14 protein-coding genes and 1 pseudogene are annotated in these 19,312 nt (G+C 39.6%); 7 read left to right on the top strand and 8 right to left on the bottom strand.

Annotated elements, in window-relative coordinates:
- Window positions 1-263: 263 nt before the first annotated feature.
- On the top strand, window positions 264-1,427 hold the full coding sequence (locus tag NSQ44_RS03420; protein ID WP_340854916.1) for an acyl-CoA dehydrogenase family protein: 1,164 nt from the start codon (window positions 264-266) through the stop codon (window positions 1,425-1,427).
- A gap of 441 nt (window positions 1,428-1,868) precedes the next feature.
- On the opposite strand, the gene uvrA is transcribed toward NSQ44_RS03420, so the two are convergent.
- The 6 genes from uvrA to NSQ44_RS03390 all read right to left on the bottom strand — a co-directional run bounded on the left by uvrA (window position 1,869) and on the right by NSQ44_RS03390 (window position 11,195).
- On the bottom strand, window positions 1,869-4,745 hold the full coding sequence (uvrA, locus tag NSQ44_RS03415) for an excinuclease ABC subunit UvrA (protein ID WP_340854910.1): 2,877 nt from the start codon (window positions 4,743-4,745) through the stop codon (window positions 1,869-1,871).
- A 6-nt stretch (window positions 4,746-4,751) separates the two neighbouring features.
- Window positions 4,752-6,734 carry an excinuclease ABC subunit UvrB gene (gene uvrB / locus NSQ44_RS03410; protein WP_340854906.1) on the bottom strand — a complete coding sequence of 661 codons (1,983 nt, stop codon included), beginning with the start codon at window positions 6,732-6,734 and terminating at the stop codon, window positions 4,752-4,754.
- Between the two features lie 125 nt (window positions 6,735-6,859).
- Window positions 6,860-7,090 (bottom strand): CsbA family protein, encoded by a 231-nt coding sequence (locus NSQ44_RS03405; RefSeq protein ID WP_063389185.1) that lies wholly within the window; start codon window positions 7,088-7,090, stop codon window positions 6,860-6,862.
- A gap of 363 nt (window positions 7,091-7,453) precedes the next feature.
- Window positions 7,454-7,747 (bottom strand): hypothetical protein, encoded by a 294-nt coding sequence (locus NSQ44_RS03400; RefSeq protein ID WP_340854902.1) that lies wholly within the window; start codon window positions 7,745-7,747, stop codon window positions 7,454-7,456.
- 485 nt (window positions 7,748-8,232) lie between these two features.
- Complete coding sequence (locus tag NSQ44_RS03395) at window positions 8,233-9,120, bottom strand: ROK family protein (protein ID WP_066249814.1); 888 nt, start codon at window positions 9,118-9,120, stop codon at window positions 8,233-8,235.
- Between the two features lie 146 nt (window positions 9,121-9,266).
- A complete protein-coding gene (locus tag NSQ44_RS03390; protein WP_445659488.1) occupies window positions 9,267-11,195 on the bottom strand; it encodes a heavy metal translocating P-type ATPase in 1,929 nt (642 codons plus the stop codon).
- Window positions 11,196-11,447: 252 nt separating this feature from the next.
- Here NSQ44_RS03390 and NSQ44_RS03385 point away from each other — a divergent pair, with 252 nt between their 5' ends.
- A complete protein-coding gene (locus NSQ44_RS03385) occupies window positions 11,448-12,692 on the top strand; it encodes an IS110 family transposase (protein WP_445659519.1) in 1,245 nt (414 codons plus the stop codon).
- Window positions 12,693-12,757: 65 nt separating this feature from the next.
- Here the strand turns inward: NSQ44_RS03385 and NSQ44_RS03380 are convergent, their stop codons facing one another.
- On the bottom strand, window positions 12,758-12,988 hold the full coding sequence (locus NSQ44_RS03380; RefSeq protein ID WP_340854897.1) for a heavy-metal-associated domain-containing protein: 231 nt from the start codon (window positions 12,986-12,988) through the stop codon (window positions 12,758-12,760).
- A 212-nt stretch (window positions 12,989-13,200) separates the two neighbouring features.
- Between NSQ44_RS03380 and NSQ44_RS03375 the strand changes: the two genes are divergently transcribed.
- The 5 genes and pseudogenes from NSQ44_RS03375 to NSQ44_RS03355 all read left to right on the top strand — a co-directional run bounded on the left by NSQ44_RS03375 (window position 13,201) and on the right by NSQ44_RS03355 (window position 17,697).
- The gene (locus tag NSQ44_RS03375) at window positions 13,201-13,521 is read left to right on the top strand and encodes a PadR family transcriptional regulator (protein ID WP_063389188.1); all 321 of its coding nucleotides are present in this window, start codon (window positions 13,201-13,203) and stop codon (window positions 13,519-13,521) included.
- Between the two features lies 1 nt (window position 13,522).
- On the top strand, window positions 13,523-14,695 hold the full coding sequence (gene chrA / locus NSQ44_RS03370) for a chromate efflux transporter (RefSeq protein WP_340854894.1): 1,173 nt from the start codon (window positions 13,523-13,525) through the stop codon (window positions 14,693-14,695).
- A gap of 662 nt (window positions 14,696-15,357) precedes the next feature.
- Window positions 15,358-15,666 (top strand): ArsR/SmtB family transcription factor, encoded by a 309-nt coding sequence (locus tag NSQ44_RS03365; protein WP_340854893.1) that lies wholly within the window; start codon window positions 15,358-15,360, stop codon window positions 15,664-15,666.
- 14 nt (window positions 15,667-15,680) lie between these two features.
- Window positions 15,681-16,628, top strand: coding sequence for a cation diffusion facilitator family transporter (locus NSQ44_RS03360; protein WP_340854891.1), 948 nt, complete (start codon window positions 15,681-15,683; stop codon window positions 16,626-16,628).
- A gap of 21 nt (window positions 16,629-16,649) precedes the next feature.
- Window positions 16,650-17,697 (top strand): annotated as a pseudogene (locus tag NSQ44_RS03355) (flavin-containing monooxygenase).
- Window positions 17,698-18,010: 313 nt separating this feature from the next.
- Here NSQ44_RS03355 and NSQ44_RS03350 read toward each other — a convergent pair.
- The gene (locus tag NSQ44_RS03350) at window positions 18,011-19,201 is read right to left on the bottom strand and encodes a PDZ domain-containing protein (RefSeq protein ID WP_066249828.1); all 1,191 of its coding nucleotides are present in this window, start codon (window positions 19,199-19,201) and stop codon (window positions 18,011-18,013) included.
- Between the last annotated feature and the right edge of the window lie 111 nt (window positions 19,202-19,312).

Genomic DNA, 19,312 nt, shown 5'->3' with positions numbered 1-19,312 from the left:
TATACCATTTTTTCGTTATTTTGTAAAATAAATTTTTCTTGAATTAGAATGGATGTTTCATGATCGTTTATATAATTTTTTCTGAAAGGGGTTGTTACATAAGCAGAAAACTGACTTATGGACAGCCCTGCATACGTTATGACACAATGTAAGAAAAAGGCCGTTCTCCTTTCTCGAACGATGTCAGGGCATTTTTTCATGCTAAATTATTGAACCTATTAAAATATTAATCTGAACAGATTTTGCTTAAGGAAGTGTGGAACGTGTCAAAAAAATTATTTGTGAAAACGGATGCGCAAAGATTGTGGATCGAAAAGCTGTTAAAGCATGAAGAGTCGTTTAAAAGTCATTCTAGGGAAAGCGATGAAAAGACAAAGTTTCCAAAAGAAAATTTCCAAGCGCTTGTCAATATAGGGTATACGAAGCTCTCGCTGCCAAAAGAATATGGAGGCGGCGGAATTGGTGTCACAGATCTAGTTCTATTCCAAGAAACCATTGCTAGCTTTGATGGTGCTACAGGCCTAGCCATCGGTTGGCATCTGGGCGTCGTTGGGGAGTTGTATGAGAAAAAACTTTGGAGGGAAGAAAAGCTTGCCTCTTTTGCAAAAGAAATTTTAAACGGCGCTTTGGTGAACAGAGCAGTTAGTGAAGCAAAAACAGGCAGTCCAACCCGCGGCGGGCGCCCTGAAACGGAAGCAGTGAAAAGAGATGGCAAGTGGATTATTTCGGGCAGAAAGACATATACTACTATGTCACCTGTGCTGACACATTTTCTTGTATCTGCATGGGTTGAAGAAAAGGAAGGAATTGGATTTTTCTTAATTGAACGAGAAGCAAAGGGATTATCAATTGAAAAAAATTGGGACGTTATCGCCATGAGAGGAACAGAAAGTCACGATCTTGTGTTAGATAACGTTGAAGTAGCAGAAGAAAATTTTGTAGAGCTAAACCATGGACCGAGAGGAAATACAATAAATGGTTGGATTCTGCATATTCCCGCTTGTTATTTAGGTATTGCACAGGCGGCGCGTGATTATGCAGTGAAATTTGCGACAGAATATTTTCCAAATAGTATAAATGGAACCATTAGCCAATTGCCAAATGTACAAAATTTAATCGGTCAGATTGACTTAGAATTAATGAAAGCTAGACATTTCTTGTATAGCGTAGCGGAAATTTATGATGATGAAGCACGCCGTCCATACATTACAAACGAGCTTAGTGTTGCGAAGCATATTGTGACGAACTCAGCCATCAACATTGTCGATATGGCGATGAGACTAGTTGGAGCAAAAAGCCTTCAACTGTCAAATCCGTTGCAGCGGTATTATCGTGATGTGAGAGCAGGGCTTCACAATCCGCCAATGGATGATATGACGATTTCTAAATTGGCTCAAACAGCCATTCAAGAAATGGAAAATAAATAATTTATATAATGCCTTCTTTTCACAGGGACTGATTTTAAAAAAGCTGATCCAAGGCCGTCAAATATTTTTTTGGGTCAGCTTTTTTATGAATTAGCAATGCATCAAAGATATTCAATACATTCGGTAATTGTAGACATCGTGAGCACAATAACTAAGACGCCGGAGAATCCGATTCATCGAGTCTTCAAAATTTTGAATTTGAATGAATGATAGGAGAAACATCAGTTTATAAAAAAAGAGCCCTTTGTCACACAAAGGCTCAAGCTCTGTTTTATGCGAAATGTTCATATATCAAAGAAAATCAGTATTTCCTCGATTTTTCGCTGAAAGGGCTAGTAAAAATCTACAACTCATCTCCTGAAAACCGATGGAATAAAACCATCCGTTTCAGGAATTTTAGGAACATTCTTCGTCATTTAAAAGAGACTGGCAACAGCCTATTTAACTGTTTGCCGCTGCCTCTTTTTTCAAAATGAAATTTTTCATTCTCTCCCGATCCCGATCCAAAATCGGTTTTAAATATTTTCCTGTATAAGACTGTTTCGCTTCTGCCACTTCTTCAGGGGTACCCGTTGCAATGATTGTTCCTCCGCCGTCCCCGCCTTCTGGTCCAAGGTCGATGATATAGTCAGCTGATTTAATCACATCTAAGTTATGCTCAATTACAAGAACTGTATCTCCGTTTTCAACAAGCCGATGCAAAACCTTCAAGAGTCTAGCAATATCGTCAACATGCAGCCCTGTTGTCGGTTCATCTAAAATATACAGCGATCTTCCAGTAGATCTGCGATGCAACTCTGAAGCAAGCTTTATCCGTTGTGCTTCCCCACCGGACATTGTCGTAGCCGGCTGACCAAGTTTCATATAACCAAGTCCTACATCGTAAATGGTTTGCAGCTTCCGTTTGATTTTTGGAATATTTTCAAAGAACTGAAGTGCGTCTTCCACAGTCATTTCTAAAATATCCGCAATATTTTTTCCTTTATATGTGACTTCAAGAGTTTCCCGGTTATATCTTTTTCCGTGGCATACTTCACACGGAACATATACATCTGGAAGAAAATGCATTTCAATTTTAATGATTCCATCGCCTCGGCATGCTTCACAGCGGCCGCCCTTCACATTAAAACTGAAGCGTCCTTTTTTATAGCCTCTTACTTTCGCTTCATTCGTTGCTGCAAACACATCACGAATATCGTCAAATACGCCGGTATACGTAGCTGGATTTGAACGCGGCGTTCTTCCAATCGGAGATTGGTCAATGCTGATGACCTTATCGAGATGTTCAATCCCTTTCATTTCTTTATAGACACCAGGTTTTGTTTTACTGTTATTCAGCTTTTGCGCCAAGCCTTTTTGCAATATTTCATTGACTAACGTACTTTTCCCCGAACCAGATACACCTGTTACTGCCAAAAATACACCTAAAGGAAATTTGACATTTACATTTTTTAAATTGTTCTCGCTTGCTCCTTTTATTTCAATATACCGACCATCCGGTTTTCTTCTTTCGACCGGCAATGGAATGAACTTTTTCCCTGACAAATATTGTCCTGTAAGCGAACGGTCATCATTCATCACTTCTTTTGGTGTACCCGCAGCTACAACTTGACCGCCGTGCACGCCAGCTCCCGGCCCAATATCGATCAAATAATCAGCCGCAAGCATCGTATCTTCATCATGTTCAACTACAATCAATGTATTGCCGATATCCCGCATATTTTGAAGAGCACGGATCAGCCTGTCATTGTCCCGTTGATGCAAACCGATAGACGGCTCGTCCAATATATAAAGTACTCCTGTCAGTCTTGATCCGATTTGCGTGGCAAGACGGATTCTTTGCGCTTCTCCACCAGAGAGCGTACCAGCTGATCTGCTTAATGTTAAATAATCAAGACCTACCTCAATTAAAAAATTCAGCCGTTCTTTTATTTCTCTTAAAATCAAATTGGCAATTTTCATTTCTTTTTCTGTCAATGCCAATTGGTCAAAAAACTGATAGGCTTCACGAATAGATAATTGAGTGACTTGTCCGATATGGCGTCCGTTAATAAGAACAGCCAGACTTTCCTTTTTCAGTCGATGCCCTTTGCATGTCGGACACGGCTGATTCGTCATATATTTTTCCATTTGTTCACGTATGAAATCAGATGTCGTTTCTTTATAGCGCCGTTCTATATTGTGGACCACACCTTCAAATTCTACATAGCCTTCCCGGATTTGTCCGAAATCGTTCTCATAGCGAAAATAAATTTTTTCCCCGCCGCTTCCAAATAAAATTTTATCGAGCAGATGTTTCGGTATATCTTTAACTGGAATGTCCATATCAATACCGTAATGGTTGCAAACCGCTTGAAGAAGCTGCGGATAATATTGAGAGCTTGTCGGCTCCCACGGTGCAATTGCGTGTTCCTTTAATGTCAAGTTTTTATTTGGAATAACGAGATCCAAATCCACCTCTAGTTTTGAACCTAAGCCGTCACAAGCATGACAAGCTCCGTACGGGCTGTTAAAGGAAAACATCCGCGGTTCAAGCTCTCCAATCGAAAAACCGCAAATCGGGCAGGCATGATGTTCACTGAAAAGCAGCTCTTCGCCATCGATGATGTCAATTATGACTTTTCCATCACCTAATTTTAAAGCTGTTTCAATTGAATCGGTCAACCGGCTTATAATCCCCTCTTTCACGATCAGCCGATCCACAACGACATCGATGGAATGTTTTTTATTTTTTTCAAGAGAAATATCGTCGGTAAGCTCCATCATTTCTCCGTCAATCCGCACGCGGACAAACCCTTGCTTTTTTATTTCCTCCAATGTTTTCACATGCATTCCTTTTTTTCCAGACACAACAGGCGCAAGAACCTGCAGTCTTGTCCGTTCCGGATATTCCATAATCCGGTCAACCATCTGTTCGATTGTTTGCGAAGAAATTTCTATCCCATGCACCGGACATGTCGGCCGCCCGACACGGGCAAAAAGAAGCCGTAGGTAGTCATAAATTTCTGTCACCGTTCCGACCGTTGAACGCGGATTTCTGCTTGTCGTTTTTTGATCAATCGAAATGGCCGGCGATAAGCCTTCGATCGCATCGACATCAGGTTTATCCATTTGTCCTAAAAATTGGCGGGCATAGGCAGATAAAGACTCCACATATCGCCGCTGTCCCTCTGCATAAATTGTATCAAATGCTAAAGAAGATTTACCCGATCCCGATAAACCTGTTACAACGACAAGCTTGTCTCTTGGAATCGTGACATCAATGTTTTTTAAATTATGAGCGCGTGCACCTTTTACAACAATTTTATCCATTGCCATATCCAATCATCCTTCCGCTTTCAGCTCCAAAATTAGATCGCGCAATTCAGCAGCTCTTTCGAAATCTAATGCTTTTGCAGCTTCTTTCATTTCTTTTTCCATACGGGCTATCAGTTGTTCTCGATCTTTTTTCGACATTTTGTTCAGCTTCACAGCCTTTTCCGTTTTATATTCTGCTTCATCTTCCGCTGCATATGTCGCCCTAATTACATCGCGAATATCTTTTTGAATCGTTTTTGGCGTAATGCCATGTTGACGGTTATATTCCTCTTGAATCGCACGACGCCGTTTTGTTTCGTTTATGGCGATTTCCATCGATTTTGTGATTGTATCAGCATACATAATGACATGCCCGTTTGCGTTCCGAGCCGCCCGTCCGATTGTTTGAATAAGAGAACGTTCCGAACGGAGAAATCCTTCTTTATCTGCATCCAAAATTGCAACGAGAGAGACCTCCGGAATATCAAGCCCTTCCCTGAGCAAATTGATCCCGACCAACACTTCATGTTTGCCAAGGCGCAGGTCGCGGATAATTTCAATGCGCTCGAGCGTTTTAATTTCGGAATGGAGATATGTCACCTTAATCCCGATTTCCCGCAAATAATCCGTTAAATCTTCCGCCATTTTTTTCGTTAATGTGGTCACAAGCACCCGCTCATTCCGTTTAACCCGCTTTTGAATTTCGCCGATTAAATCGTCTATTTGCCCTTCAACAGGTCGGACGTCAATGGTTGGATCTAAAAGTCCAGTCGGGCGGATAATCTGTTCAACAACAACCGGCGTATGCTCCAGCTCATACGGCCCAGGGGTGGCAGAAACATAAATGACATGTTTCATATGCTTTTCAAATTCCTCAAATTTTAACGGACGGTTGTCAAGTGCTGAAGGCAAACGGAATCCATGATCGACAAGCACTTGTTTTCTCGCCTGGTCGCCGTTGTACATCCCGCGGATTTGCGGAATCGTCACATGCGACTCGTCAATGACGATCAAAAAATCATCTCCAAAATAATCTAAAAGCGTATAAGGAGTCGAACCGGGCGGTCTTAATGTAAGATGACGGGAGTAGTTTTCAATCCCGGAGCAAAAGCCCATCTCCCGCATCATTTCTAAATCATATCTTGTCCGTTGCTCGAGCCGTTGCGCTTCCAAAAGCTTTCCATTCTCCCGCAGTTCATGCAGCCGTTCCTCAAGCTCCTTTTCAATATTAGCAATGGCAATTTTCATTTTTTCTTCTCTTGTCACAAAGTGTGATGCCGGGAAAATCGCTACATGCTCCCGCTCTCCAATAATTTCGCCTGTCAGCGCATCAACTTCACGGATGCGGTCGATTTCATCTCCGAAAAATTCCACGCGGATACAATGTTCATCGCGCGAAGCAGGGAAAATTTCCACTACATCCCCGCGCACGCGAAAAGTTCCCCTGCGAAAATCTACATCATTTCTTTCATACTGCACATCCACTAAACGGCGCAGCAAGTCATTGCGCTCGATTTCCATTCCTGTACGAAGACTTACAACCAGCTCACGATATTCTTCTGGCGAACCTAAACCATATATGCAAGAAACGCTTGCGATAATAATAACATCTTTCCGTTCAAACAATGCAGAGGTGGCCGAATGTCTTAATTTATCAATTTCATCATTAATGCTCGCATCTTTTTCAATATACGTATCTGTTTGCGGAACATACGCTTCCGGCTGATAATAGTCATAATAGCTGACAAAATATTCAACTGCATTGTTCGGGAAAAATTCTTTAAACTCGCTATACAGCTGTCCGGCAAGCGTTTTATTATGGGCAATGACCAGCGTCGGTTTGTTCACTTCTTTAATCACATTGGATATCGTAAACGTTTTGCCAGTTCCAGTTGCACCTAACAATGTCTGATGTTTTTTTCCTTGCTTGATTCCCTCCACCAGCTCTTTGATAGCTTTCGGCTGATCTCCTTGAGGCTGGTAATTTGAAACTAATTCAAACCGATCCATGGAACATCCTCCAATTCAGAAACTTATATTATATTTTAACATATAATCAGACTGAATCACCAAAAATACGAACTGACGTTTGATTTTCATAGACAATAAAAACCTGTCAATCGTGTTGAACAGGTTTAAGTAGATGTTTTCTTATCCTTTTTCATGCTTCTGGCAGCGATAAAACCAGCTGCTAAGCTGGCTACATCCAAAATGGCGATATAAATAGTATCCATATGACCTGCAAAATAAGAGGCAATTAATAAACCAGCCGTCAACAATGTCCCAACGACATGACTATATGTAACTCTTGTGAAAAATAAGACAAGCAAAAAAGGGGCGAATGCGGCAAACACAAGCTTGATCATAAAAAAACCTCTTTTCGTCAACGGTTATACATTTATTATATTGAAGCCCTCAAAAAGCTTTCAAGCAAAACCACAAAAGAGAAGGGAAAAATAAGCCAATGCAAAGAATAAAAAATAATGCGATGTATAGCGGTCAGAAAACCTAGGATACAGGGGAAATAGTTGAAATCGATGAAGTCAAAATAAACGAATAGAAATAGCTTTATGATTATATTTAAATGCAATAATGAAGCTCATAGGCTAAAAAATTCGCCTTTATGAAAGCAACTTTTATACTATTTCTTACGATCACCCCCTAAGACTACCCTAAGCATATAAAAAAGCATCCAATAGTCGCCTTTTTTCACTATTGGATACTCTTTCTTAATCTTGAGATAGATATAACAAATGATCTAGATTTACATATGAAATATCGTATTCAGAATTTACTGCATGTAATATTTTTTGATAATCTTCCACCTTAAGATTTAGCGGTAGATTTTCAAACAATTCTCCATTTACATGAAAATCCAGTATTAATGCACAAAAATCTTTACCATCAACTAAATCCATTGCAAACTCTCTAAAAATATCTGCATCTTCTTCATTGAACTGTTCATCTGACAATACATAGATTTTTATTACATTTTGAAATTGTTGAATATCCTCTTCATTCATGTATTCATAAAGGTCTTCTTAATCCCCGATCATAAGATATCCCATAGACATACTGTTTTTAAATAATAAATAAATTTCTAAATCCCTAAGTCTAATTTGTCTTTTTTAAGATATATAATTTAATTGATTCTTCCTCTAAATGTAGAGATGTTTAATAATTGTTTAAAGATTAAAAAATATTTTTCAATATTCGTTTTGTTTCAGGATATACATGGCAATACTCCTGAACTCCACTTATCAAAAAATGAATGATTCCAGCCACCTAAACTTAATCATCTCAGCTATAACATAAAGAGCTGTTAGGTCACCGAGCAATATCTTGGATCAATTCTCTTTAGCATTAGTTTTAGCTTTATCTAATTCTTTTTGGTTCTTAACTGCATTCTTGAAAGTTTCCTTTTCTTGTACACATTTTTGTATGCCTGATTTTATTTTATGGCTTGGGTTATCTGTAACGATTATTTGCCGATAAATGTTCTTGAGCTTTATTTTTGATTATGCTCCAAAAACGCCTCATATGCTAAACCGATTGCTCCGCAAAGTCCCGCATTATCCCCTAATCCGGGCGGAACAATATAATCTGCAATGTTTTCTAGCACCACTTCATGGCGAACATATCCGTTTAATAAAGCTTGAACATTTTGATGTATAAGGGGGAACAATTGCTTTTGTTTGGCGACTCCGCCGCCAATTATTATTTTTTTAGGCGATAAAACGAGTATAAGGTTGGCAATTCCTTGTGCAATATAGTACGCTTCCAAATCCCATACTTTCTCATTTTTTTCTAATTCTTGCCCCTTTTTTCCCCAGCGTTTTTCTATAGCAGGACCGGATGCCATTCCTTCCAAACAATCTTTGTGATACGGACAATTGCCGGCAAACGAATCTTCAGGATGGCGCCGAACAAGCATATGCCCCATTTCCGGATGGATTAGCCCGTGTACTAGATGTCCTTCAGAGATGGCACCGACTCCGATCCCGGTACCGATCGTCATATAAATGCAGCTATTCAGACCTTTCGCAGCCCCCCATTTCATTTCCCCCAGCGCTGCTGCATTGACGTCGGTATCAAAGCCAATTGGAATAGGAAATTCTTTTTTTATCGCTCCGACAAGATTTATATTCGCCCACTGTAGCTTCGGAGTAGATGTTATGTATCCGAATGTTTCGCTTGTGCGATCTAAATCAATCGGACCGAATGAGCCAATTCCAAGCGCTTTAATATCTTTATCCCGAAAAAATTTGACCACTTGTTCAAGCACTTCATCAGGCGTTGTCGTCGGAAAAGAAGTCCGCTCGATGATATTTCCGTTTTCATCTCCAATTCCACAGACAAATTTTGTTCCGCCCGCTTCAATTGCACCTAAAAGCATGCACAATTCCTCCCATGATTTTGTCCAAAATGTTATGTCCAATTTTTCATTAGCGGCAGGTTGTCAAATTAATAAGATTATAATAAATGTCATATGTTTATGGAAGAGAAATATTAAAAAATGCAAGAAAAAAAGGCGATCAGCCATTAGCTGAAAGCCTCATTTAGAAGTTTTTTATTTCGTTCCCATAAAATCGTTAAACTAATGAGGGTCACTAAAACAGTCGCCCCCATATCAGACAGAATGGCTATCCAAAGCGTAAGCCAGCCTGGAATCGTCAGCAGCAGTGCAGCGGCTTTTAAACCTAGAGCAATCCCGATGTTTAACTTGATGATTCTGTTCACCTTTTTGGCGGTTGAAATAGCTTCAGGCAGCTTTCCTAAATGATCTTGCATTAAAACGATATCAGCCGTTTCAATTGCGCTGTCTGTTCCTTTTCCCATTGCAATGCCTAAATCAGCAGCTGCGAGCGCAGGCGCATCATTGATACCATCTCCGATCATTGCCGTTTTTCCTGAGAGAGACAGTTCTTTTACCTTTTCCACCTTTTCTTCCGGCAGAAGGTTTGCAAAATATTCGCTTAAACCAACCTTTTTCGCCACTTTTTCAGCAGTTTTTTCGTGGTCTCCTGTCAACATGACAGTCCTCTTCACACCTGTTCGGTGAAGCATGCGGATCACCTGGCTGCTTTCCTGTCGAATTTCATCCGCTATACCGACCATACCGAGAACGTTTTTGTCATCTGAAACCAAAACGATTGTTAGTCCTTCCTGTTTAAAGGTCTTTATGTCTTCCTTTACATTTTCGCTGAGCGAAAGATGTTGAATCGTTTTTTCATTGCCGATACGGTATTCCTTCCCGTCTATCTCCGCTTTTATTCCCTCACCTGATGTTACAACAACGGAGCGAGCCTCCAAAAGGGAAACATTTAACTCATCTATTTTTTTCATAATGGCTTTAGCGATCGGATGAGTAGAGGATTTTTCAATTGATCCGATGATGCTCCAAAAAGAAGGATCATATTCTACAAACTTCTCTACATAAGGCTCCCCTTTTGTCAGTGTACCTGTTTTATCAAAAGCTATTATTCCAATTTTCCCTAATTGCTCTAAATAAACCCCGCCTTTTACAAGAATGCCTTTGCGTGCATTTCTCGTGATTCCTGAAACGATAGCAATGGGAGAGGATAAAACTAATGCACATGGACAGCCGACAATTAACACTGCCAATCCTTGATATAAAGATGTTCTCCAATCAACTCCTAAGAAAAGCGGCGGAATAAAAATAACGACAAGAGAGATAAGCATGATCAAAGGAGTATAATATTTCGCAAACTTATTAATGAATTGCTCAGTCGGCGTTTTTGTTTCCTGCGCTTCTTCAACTAAATGCAAAATTTTCGCTAGAGACGATTCTTCGTAAGGCTTTGTTATCCGAACTTTCAAAATTCCTTCATTATTAATGCTTCCCCCAAACACTTCATCTTTTGCTTCCTTTTCAACAGGGAGAGATTCTCCAGTAATGGCCGCTTCATTAACTGAGCTTTTCCCTTCCACCACTATCCCATCCGATGGAATTTTTTCACCGGCTTTGACAAGAACAATATCCCCTGCCTTGATGTCATGAATGGAAACTTTCTTTTCCTGGCCATCTATAACAATCGTAGCTTCATTCGGCGCAACTTCTAAAAGCGATTCGATAGAACGACGGGCCTTTTCCATTCCCAAGCCCTCTAAATATTCGTTCACTCCAAATAAAATGGCAACAACAGCACCTTCCTTCCACTCTCCAATGCCAAAAGCCCCAATCAAAGCAATTGTCATAAGGGTGTCAATGTTAAATTTCAATCGAACGAGGTTTTTGGCCCCTTTCAAAAATGTTTTATATCCGCTGATCACCGTAGCAATTATATACATTGTAACAGAGGCGGATGGTGATAATGTTTTTTCGAACACAACAGCAGCTATAAAAGCTAAAACCGAGAGCAAAACGAGCCACAATAAATAAGAATGTGTATCTTCATGTTTATACCCATTCCTTTCGCTTCGCTCAAGGCACAAAACGTAATGAAACAATTGTGCCACCGGCGTTATTTTTATTATTCTAAAGTCATAGGGATAACAGTCAACTACAAATCACGCGGAGGTGAGTGGGCCACTCTGGTTGCAGGGTGACCGCATGTTTATATGTGTAGATTGCCTTTCCAAGCACAAATAAGTGTGACTTCGAGCACGCAGACTTATCTTTGTATAAACAACTACTCGTTTATTGCTGGGCAATCAGTCAATGCTGTCTATCCCTTTAATAACGTGAAAGGAGTTATCCCTATGGGATTAAAGATTGTTTATCCAATATGCTGTGGGATTGATGTCCACAAAACCTTTGTTGTTGCCTGTATTGCTTCTACCAACAAAGGTGTCACTACTTACAAACGCCATCGCTTTTCTACCTATACAAAAGGATTGAAAGAGCTGTCACAATGGCTTTGTGAAAATAACTGTAAGGATGTTTGTATGGAATCTACCGGGAAATACTGGATTCCCGTGTTTAATGTTCTAGAGGATTCCTGTAACATTACTCTTGCACATCCAAAATATGTTAAGGCTATCCGTGGTAAAAAAACTGATAAAAAAGATGCCAAATGGATTGCCGATTTATTTAAGCATGATCTAGTAGCTGGAAGCTTTATGCCACCGCTGGCTATCAGACAGCTTCGTGACCTTATGCGTTATCGTTTTAAATTGACTAATTTTATGTCGAGTGAGAAGAATCGTCTTCAGAACTGTTTAACTGTATCTAATATTCAACTTGGAAATGTTGTTTCGGATACCTTCGGTAAAAGCTCCATGAACATTATTGACAAGATTTTAGGGAATCCCTTGGATACCACTTTTGACATAGAACCTTTAATTCACGGTTCCATGAAGAAGAAACTTTCTGATTTGGAACTCGCCATAGACGGATATATTACACCGGAACAGGCTGATAAATTAAAGGTCATTAAACAGCACTATGAAGATCTTCAATCTCGTAAAGCAGATCTTGAAAAAATTATCCTTTCTCTTGCCGAGTCCTACACAGAAGAAATCAACTTAATCTTAACTGTTCCGTCCTTTAAGAACATTTTTTCCGCCATTGCCGTGGTTTCGGAAATAGGTGTTAATATGGACGTGTTTCCGACAGCTAAGCATTTATGTTCCTGGGCAGGACTAACACCCACGAATAACGAGAGTGCCGGCAAGAAAAAGTCAGTAAGAATTTCGAGAGCTGGCTGCTACATCAAGCCTCTTTTGGTACAGTGTGCAACTGCTGTGGTCAAAAGTGAAAAGCATCCCGAAATTCGAAACCGCTACTTAAAACTTAAAAAACGTCGTGGTCACAAACGAGCAATTATTGCCATTGCACGTATGCTTTTAACAGCTATCTACAACATTCTCAAAAAGAAAGAACCATATAATCCGAATTTATATAAAAAAGCTGATGTTCTTCCAGTAAACCGTGAAATCACGGTAGAACAAGCTCTTTTATTAGCTAAATCCCAAGGGTTTCGTATAATTACTGTTGCAACCTAACCTTTATATCCAAATATTTCCATCAAGGTCATCGATCGATGGCTTATTTTACTATGCCCTCTATTTCAGTGGTCGCCCGTAAGAGATATTTCAGACTTATTTTCTTCCTCAATATAGGCCCCATCCGATGCTAAAATTTTTTTGACTTTAGCCATATTAATTTCTTCATTGACATACAGTTTGCTAGATTGAAAATTTAATTTTGCATTTTCCCCATATTCAAGCTTTTGGATTTCCTCTTCCAGATTCTTTGCGCAATTTGCACAAGACAATCCCTTTACCCGATACTGAATCATTCTCTAATCCCCCAATGAAATAGAGTACACATTGCAGTATACAGTATATGTGTTTATATGAATAAGTGTTCATATTTTATATGTCCATTTTATGAAAAGGCAATTCAATTGTCAAATATTTTCGTAAATATAATTTTGACATGTACATATGAATAACCTTACAATATTAATGTTATCGAAATTCGATATCGATTCTCAAAATGGGGGTAAAAATGGAAGATAAAGTGTTGCGCAAGCTTTTTCTCGGTTTTATACATATTCATATTTTACATCATGCAAGCGAACATCCTATATTCGGCTTGTGGATGCTTGAGGAACTGAAAAGTCATGGCTACAACATAAGTGCAGGGACTCTTTATCCGATTCTCCACGCAATGGAAAAGGACGGACTGTTAGAAAAAACAGAACAAAATGTAGAAGGAAAAATACGAAAATATTATACAACTACACAGAAAGGGAAAGCCGTTCTGAAAGAAGCCCGGACGAAAGCGTACGAGCTTTTTAAAGAAATACATAATGAAGGTGGGGGATAGCATGAAGGAATCAAAATGGAAAACGCTGTTCGAAATATTTGCCATTTCCACAAAGCTTGGATTGACCTCATTTGGGGGACCAATCGCCCATTTAGGATATTTTCATGAAGAATATATTCGGAGAAGAAAATGGTTGAATGAAAAGAGCTATGCAGATTTGGTTGCTTTATGCCATTTTTTACCCGGACCTGCCAGCAGTCAAGCCGGGATCGGCATCGGTCTCATGCGGGGAGGAATATTAGGCGGACTTTGCGCCTTTATCGGCTTTACGTTTCCGTCTGCAATCGCACTGATGATCTTTGCTCTTATTCTTAAAGAGTTGCATATTGTTGATGCCGGCTGGATTCACGGCTTAAAGATTGTTGCTGCTGTTGTAGTCGCCCATGCTGTTATTGGAATGGCACAAAAACTTACCCCTGACCGAGGGAGAAAAGCCATCGCATTAGGCGCGCTAGTCGTTACTTTATTATGGCAAAATGCTTTTTCCCAAGTTGTCGTCATGTTGCTAGCGGCTTTTATTGGATTTTTATTATATAAAAAAGTAGAAGAAGATACCCAGACTTCGTTTCAGGTGCCGATTTCAACACGATTTGCCGCAAGCTGTTTATTGTTATTTTTCGGGCTTCTCCTTTTCCTTCCTTTATTAAAAGTGTGGACTTCTTCTTACTGGATCGGCTTGTTCGACAGCTTTTACCGCTCTGGATCTCTCGTATTTGGGGGAGGACATGTGGTGCTCCCGCTGCTTGAACAGGAATTTGTTCCAACAGGAATGTTAACAGAAAAAGAATTTTTGGCTGGTTACGGAGCAGCACAGGCAGTTCCTGGTCCTTTGTTTACATTTGCTTCTTATATTGGAGCGGTCATGAATGGATGGGCTGGGGGATTCGTTGCAACTTGCGCCATCTTTCTTCCGGCAATTCTGCTCATTTTTGGTACATTACCGTTTTGGGGAAAGCTTCGAAGCAATTCAAAGATTAATGGTGCGTTAATGGGCATACAAGCTGCTGTCGTCGGAATTTTAATTGCCGCTTTTTATGATCCGATCTGGATAAGCTCCATTAATCGTCCGATTGATTTCGCTTTTGCTGCAATTTTATTCAGTATGCTCGCTTATTGGAAGATAGCTCCATGGATCATCGTCTTAACGGGCGCCATTGGCGGCTTGTTCTTGTAAAATTAGATCTGCTGACACAAAGATCCTTCAGGTTTCATTTGATATGATCCCTCTTATGTAGACCTGTCTACCATAAGAGGGATTCCTTTACGGCTAAACCGGACAAAGTATGCCCTTTTCCGACATTTTTTGATCTGGCAGAAGCTGCTATTCATGCCCAGCTTCACCTGTTCCTGTATGAAGGCTAGCCGACAGCGTGAATTAACCAAGTTAACGTTTAGGCAAGGCTGTTCAAGAACGAGAGGTTATCTTCTGCTAGTCAATGATTAAAATAAACATATTGAAATGCTCAATTTCCATGCTTGGCAGCTTCTCAAAAAGATAACTGAATCGACTTCTCAATGATTGCTCGCAAGTACCCTGAAATGTCTTTATACGATCAATTTAGAACATTCTCTCCAGTTGCAATCTACTTTGAAGCAATCATCTTTTAAAAACTGCTTCATTTATCTCATTGCTAATGTCACTTTTAAAGAGCTCTTAGATTTCTTAAGCCCGCTGAAAATGCCTCAGAACTAGTTGACCGTATTTCCAATCTGAAAGGTTCCCTCCTCATTATGTACTGTTAAACAGATTTCCTAAACTTGACAAAAGACAGAATGCAAAATATAATAAAATATGAACATATGCTCATATATAATAAAAGAACGAGGGAATTATGAATGAAGACGGAAGATCATTCTTTCTTAAAACCTGAAACCATTGAAAATGTATCGCGAATATTTAAGGTGTTAGCCGATCCTACTCGAATTAAAATTCTTTATTTGTTATCACAAGAAGAGTGCAATGTCAATCACATTGCAGAAGTGTTGGAAATGTCTCAATCAGCCGTTTCCCATCAGCTTAGTATATTGCGAAATCTTAGACTCATTAAGTATCGTCGTGAAGGAAAAACACTGTTTTACTCCTGCGATGACGAACATGTTATTTCATTATTAAAACAAGCCATTGACCATTCTGAACATCATTAAGGAGGTATTTTATCATGCATCATCATCACCACCATCATTCTCACGACCACCATGGTCATCACCATCACCACGGACATCACCATGATCACAGTAGAGAAGAAAATAAAAAAGGGCTTACAATTGCCCTTCTCATTACCGCTGGAATTATGTTGTTAGAGTTTTTCGGAGGTTTAATCACAAACAGCCTAGCCCTTCTTTCTGACTCTGGTCATATGCTTAGTGACGCCAGTTCGCTTGCTCTTAGCCTAATTGCTATATGGTTTGCGGCCAAACCAGCCTCTCCAAATAAAACGTATGGCTTTTATCGTTTTGAAATCTTAGCCGCTTTGTTTAATGGAGTTACCTTATTTGTTATCGCTGGATTTATCATTTGGGAAGCTGTTCAGCGTTTTTTCAATCCGCCGACTGTAGCAAGCGGCTCGATGATGTTGATTGCGTCTATTGGCCTTATTGCTAATCTTTTAAGTGCCTGGGTGTTAATGAGAAAAGGTGATGTGAAACATAATGTCAATGTTCGCAGCGCTTATCTTCACGTTATCGGCGATGCATTAGGCTCTGTCGGAGCCATTGCTGCAGGATTCATCATGTGGCTCTTTGACTGGTATATAGCAGACCCTATTATTTCCATTTTAGTTACTTTATTAATATTAAAAGGCGCTTGGGGAGTTTTGAAGCATAGCATACACATTTTGATGGAAGGAACGCCCGTTACCATTGATCAAAATGAAGTGAAGAAAGCCTTAAAAAATATTGAAGGTGTGAAGGATGTTCACGACCTGCATATTTGGACGATTACATCAGGTTTAGACTCACTAAGCTGCCATATTTTAATTGAAGATCATCAAGACAGTCAAAAGGTGTTACAAGCTGCCATTCACATGATTGAAGAAAAATTTAAGATTTTGCATACAACCATTCAAATTGAAACCTCTCAAATCCATCATGGAAAAATGAAAGTCTAGCTTTTTTCGGAGTTGATTGAAATGGGACAAAATGTTGATGTTCTTGTAATCGGTGCTGGCCAAGCAGGATTAGCGATGGGGTATTATCTAAAGCAACACGATATATTATTTGCCATTGTCGGCAAGGAAAATCGAATCGGAGATGTTTGGAGAAATCGTTACGATTCTTTAGTGCTTTTTACCCCTCGATCGTTTAGCTCCTTGCCAGGAATGGTCTTAAAGGGTGACCCGAACGGATATCCAACTAAGGATGAAATAGCCGATTATTTAGAGGATTATGCTCAAAAATTCGAATTGCCTATTCATCTGAATACAGAAGTCATTTCTCTTCAAAAAGAAAATGAGATTTTTAAAGTGACAACCAACCATAGGAGATATATGGCAAATAAAGTGGTTATAGCAACGGGGCCTTTTCAAAAGCCATATCTTCCACCATTTGCCGAAAGCTTATACGATCAAGTGTATCAAGTGCATACATCCGGCTATTTGAATCCATCTCAATTGCAAGATGGCTCTGTTTTAGTAGTCGGTGCAGGAAATTCTGGAGCGCAAATTGCAGTTAAATTGTCCGAAGACAGAGAAGTTTATTTATCAGTAGGTCATAAAATGAGATTTCTCCCACTTGACATTATGGGGAAAAGTATTATTCTGGTGGTTTCAAAAAATAGGTTTATTAGACGTCCATATCAACAGCCCGTTAGGCAGGTTGATCAGTAAACAAAGCGATCCTATTTTCGGTAAAGAGCTGAAACATTTACTACAAGAAGGCAAAATAAAAATGAAGCCTAAAACAGAGAGTGTTTCAGGAGATGTTATCTCTTTTGCAGATAACAGTCAAATTCAAGTTCAAAATGTCATTTGGGCAACCGGATTTTATTTTGATTACAGCTGGATACAAATTCCTAATGTTTTAGATCATAGAGGAAAGCCCATTCACCAAAGAGGGGTTACTCCTGTGAAAGGATTGTACTTCTTAGGATTGCCTTGGCAATATCGGAGAGGCTCCGCTCTTATCGGAGGGGTGGGCGCCGATGCAGAGTACTTGATAAATGATATTTTAAACCATTGAAGGTGCTTGCAATGTTTAGCTAGAGTTTTTCTAGCCGCGGCTATTTTCATGATTAGTCATATTTACTGAAAGGCTTCAAATATCATTGAACAATGTCAGTTCCTTTGTACAAATTTCTCGAGCCTAATTCTGCTAGCTATAACATTTTTTGACGTAAAAAACCACTTAGCCAATCATTGACTAAGTGGTTTGATGTGATAGAGAAAATATACCTTTATCGTTCTGGAAAATAATGAAACTCATTCCGAAGAATTATGGCCTATTCCTAAAAATTATGTCGCTATTCCGGTTGATTATGAACCATTCACACCGGTTAAGAGGCTTCTGACTTCCACTTCTCATCTTGCACAAAGAGCAAGCCGAGTTCATGATGCTCCCCTTCGTATAAGGCGCGTTGGACAAAACGGATTTCTTTGTTATGTCCTAGTACCTCCAACTTACAATGCGTCCTGCTTATCTGCAGCGCTTCGTAAAATTCGTACGTTGTTTTTACATTTTTTCCATTCACCTTTGTTATAACTTCTCCCGCTTTTATTCCCATTTTCTCTCCCGGGGATTGAGGAAGCGTGCCTAATACGACCAGTCCATAATCTTGTTTCGAGAAATAAAAAGCGGCCGAATTATCATTCATCCTTTGTTTTACAGTTATTAATCCCTTTCCTATCAATGCAAGAGCCGCGGCAACAAACGACAGAAATGGAGCCCACAACGAAGCAGCAGCAACAACAAGAGAAATAATTCCAAGAATCGAAATGCGCCGGCCTGTTACTTGAATGCTTTCCTTTGGCAAAGACCCTTGAATTCTTTGATAAAAACCGACAAAATACGGAATCATCACGAGCATAAATGGTTCACCATTTAAAGAAATAATTGGCCACCAAGAAAAAGGAGATTCCAATGAACCGCCTGGAACTAAAAGCATTAACGGAATCATCCATGTTCTGTTCGCTACATGATTCCCAATCGGCATTCCTCTCTTGCTTTTTATGATAAATGGGGATGTATGGTAATGTGCTGTTCGATAGATGAGAATCCCTTCACAAATAAGCAAAAAGCTCAAAAATAGCGACAAGACGCTGTAGTTTGTTTTATCAAGGCTCACAAAAAATTCATCGATCCAAGGAGATTGATCTGCCACTCCATTTAATAAAGCTGTTAAAAAAATCGTTCCGCCCAATGAGATACTTGATGACAAAAAACGCGGCTGAAAAGTTAAACTAACAGCCAGCAGCCAAATAGTCAATAAAACGAGTGTTCCGAATGGAATCCACAGTCCTAGAAGCATGAAAAGAACAGAAAGGATAAGGCCAGCGATAATTCCCTTCGTATAAGTAAAACGAATATCGTCAAACACATCATATACGCGCACATGAAAAGATTTTCGTTCTCTTCTAACCCGCCAATATCCATTTAAAAAGGAAAAAATGAGAAAGAAATACAAAAGCGGATGCAAGAAAAAACGGCCTATGCTGAAAAGCAATTCTAAAAGCCATTGTCCAACCAAACGGCCCACCCCTTTTACGAATCATATGAGACTTTCCTCTATTTTATCAAATCTTTTAAAAAAGAAGCTATATAAATTGAAATAAAGGTTTTCTCCCGTTCCACGGCGAAT

Origin of the sequence: Aeribacillus sp. FSL M8-0254, from assembly GCF_038008845.1 — a bacterium.
Lineage (GTDB): Bacteria > Bacillota > Bacilli > Bacillales > Aeribacillaceae > Aeribacillus > Aeribacillus composti.
The sequence above is the reverse complement of the archived record's forward strand: the minus strand, read 5'-3'. Positions and strand labels throughout refer to the sequence as shown.

Excerpts from the sequence above, each read along its gene's own strand:
- uvrA (WP_340854910.1), bottom strand. The coding sequence starts at position 4,745 with ATGGCAATGGATAAAATTGTTGTAAAAGGTGCACGCGCTCATAATTTA.
- uvrB (WP_340854906.1), bottom strand. The coding sequence starts at position 6,734 with ATGGATCGGTTTGAATTAGTTTCAAATTACCAGCCTCAAGGAGATCAG.
- NSQ44_RS03405 (WP_063389185.1), bottom strand. The coding sequence starts at position 7,090 with ATGATCAAGCTTGTGTTTGCCGCATTCGCCCCTTTTTTGCTTGTCTTA.
- NSQ44_RS03400 (WP_340854902.1), bottom strand. The coding sequence starts at position 7,747 with ATGAATGAAGAGGATATTCAACAATTTCAAAATGTAATAAAAATCTAT.
- NSQ44_RS03395 (WP_066249814.1), bottom strand. The coding sequence starts at position 9,120 with ATGCTTTTAGGTGCAATTGAAGCGGGCGGAACAAAATTTGTCTGTGGA.
- NSQ44_RS03385 (WP_445659519.1), top strand. The coding sequence starts at position 11,448 with ATGGGATTAAAGATTGTTTATCCAATATGCTGTGGGATTGATGTCCAC.
- NSQ44_RS03380 (WP_340854897.1), bottom strand. The coding sequence starts at position 12,988 with ATGATTCAGTATCGGGTAAAGGGATTGTCTTGTGCAAATTGCGCAAAG.
- NSQ44_RS03375 (WP_063389188.1), top strand. The coding sequence starts at position 13,201 with ATGGAAGATAAAGTGTTGCGCAAGCTTTTTCTCGGTTTTATACATATT.
- chrA (WP_340854894.1), top strand. The coding sequence starts at position 13,523 with ATGAAGGAATCAAAATGGAAAACGCTGTTCGAAATATTTGCCATTTCC.
- NSQ44_RS03365 (WP_340854893.1), top strand. The coding sequence starts at position 15,358 with ATGAAGACGGAAGATCATTCTTTCTTAAAACCTGAAACCATTGAAAAT.
- NSQ44_RS03360 (WP_340854891.1), top strand. The coding sequence starts at position 15,681 with ATGCATCATCATCACCACCATCATTCTCACGACCACCATGGTCATCAC.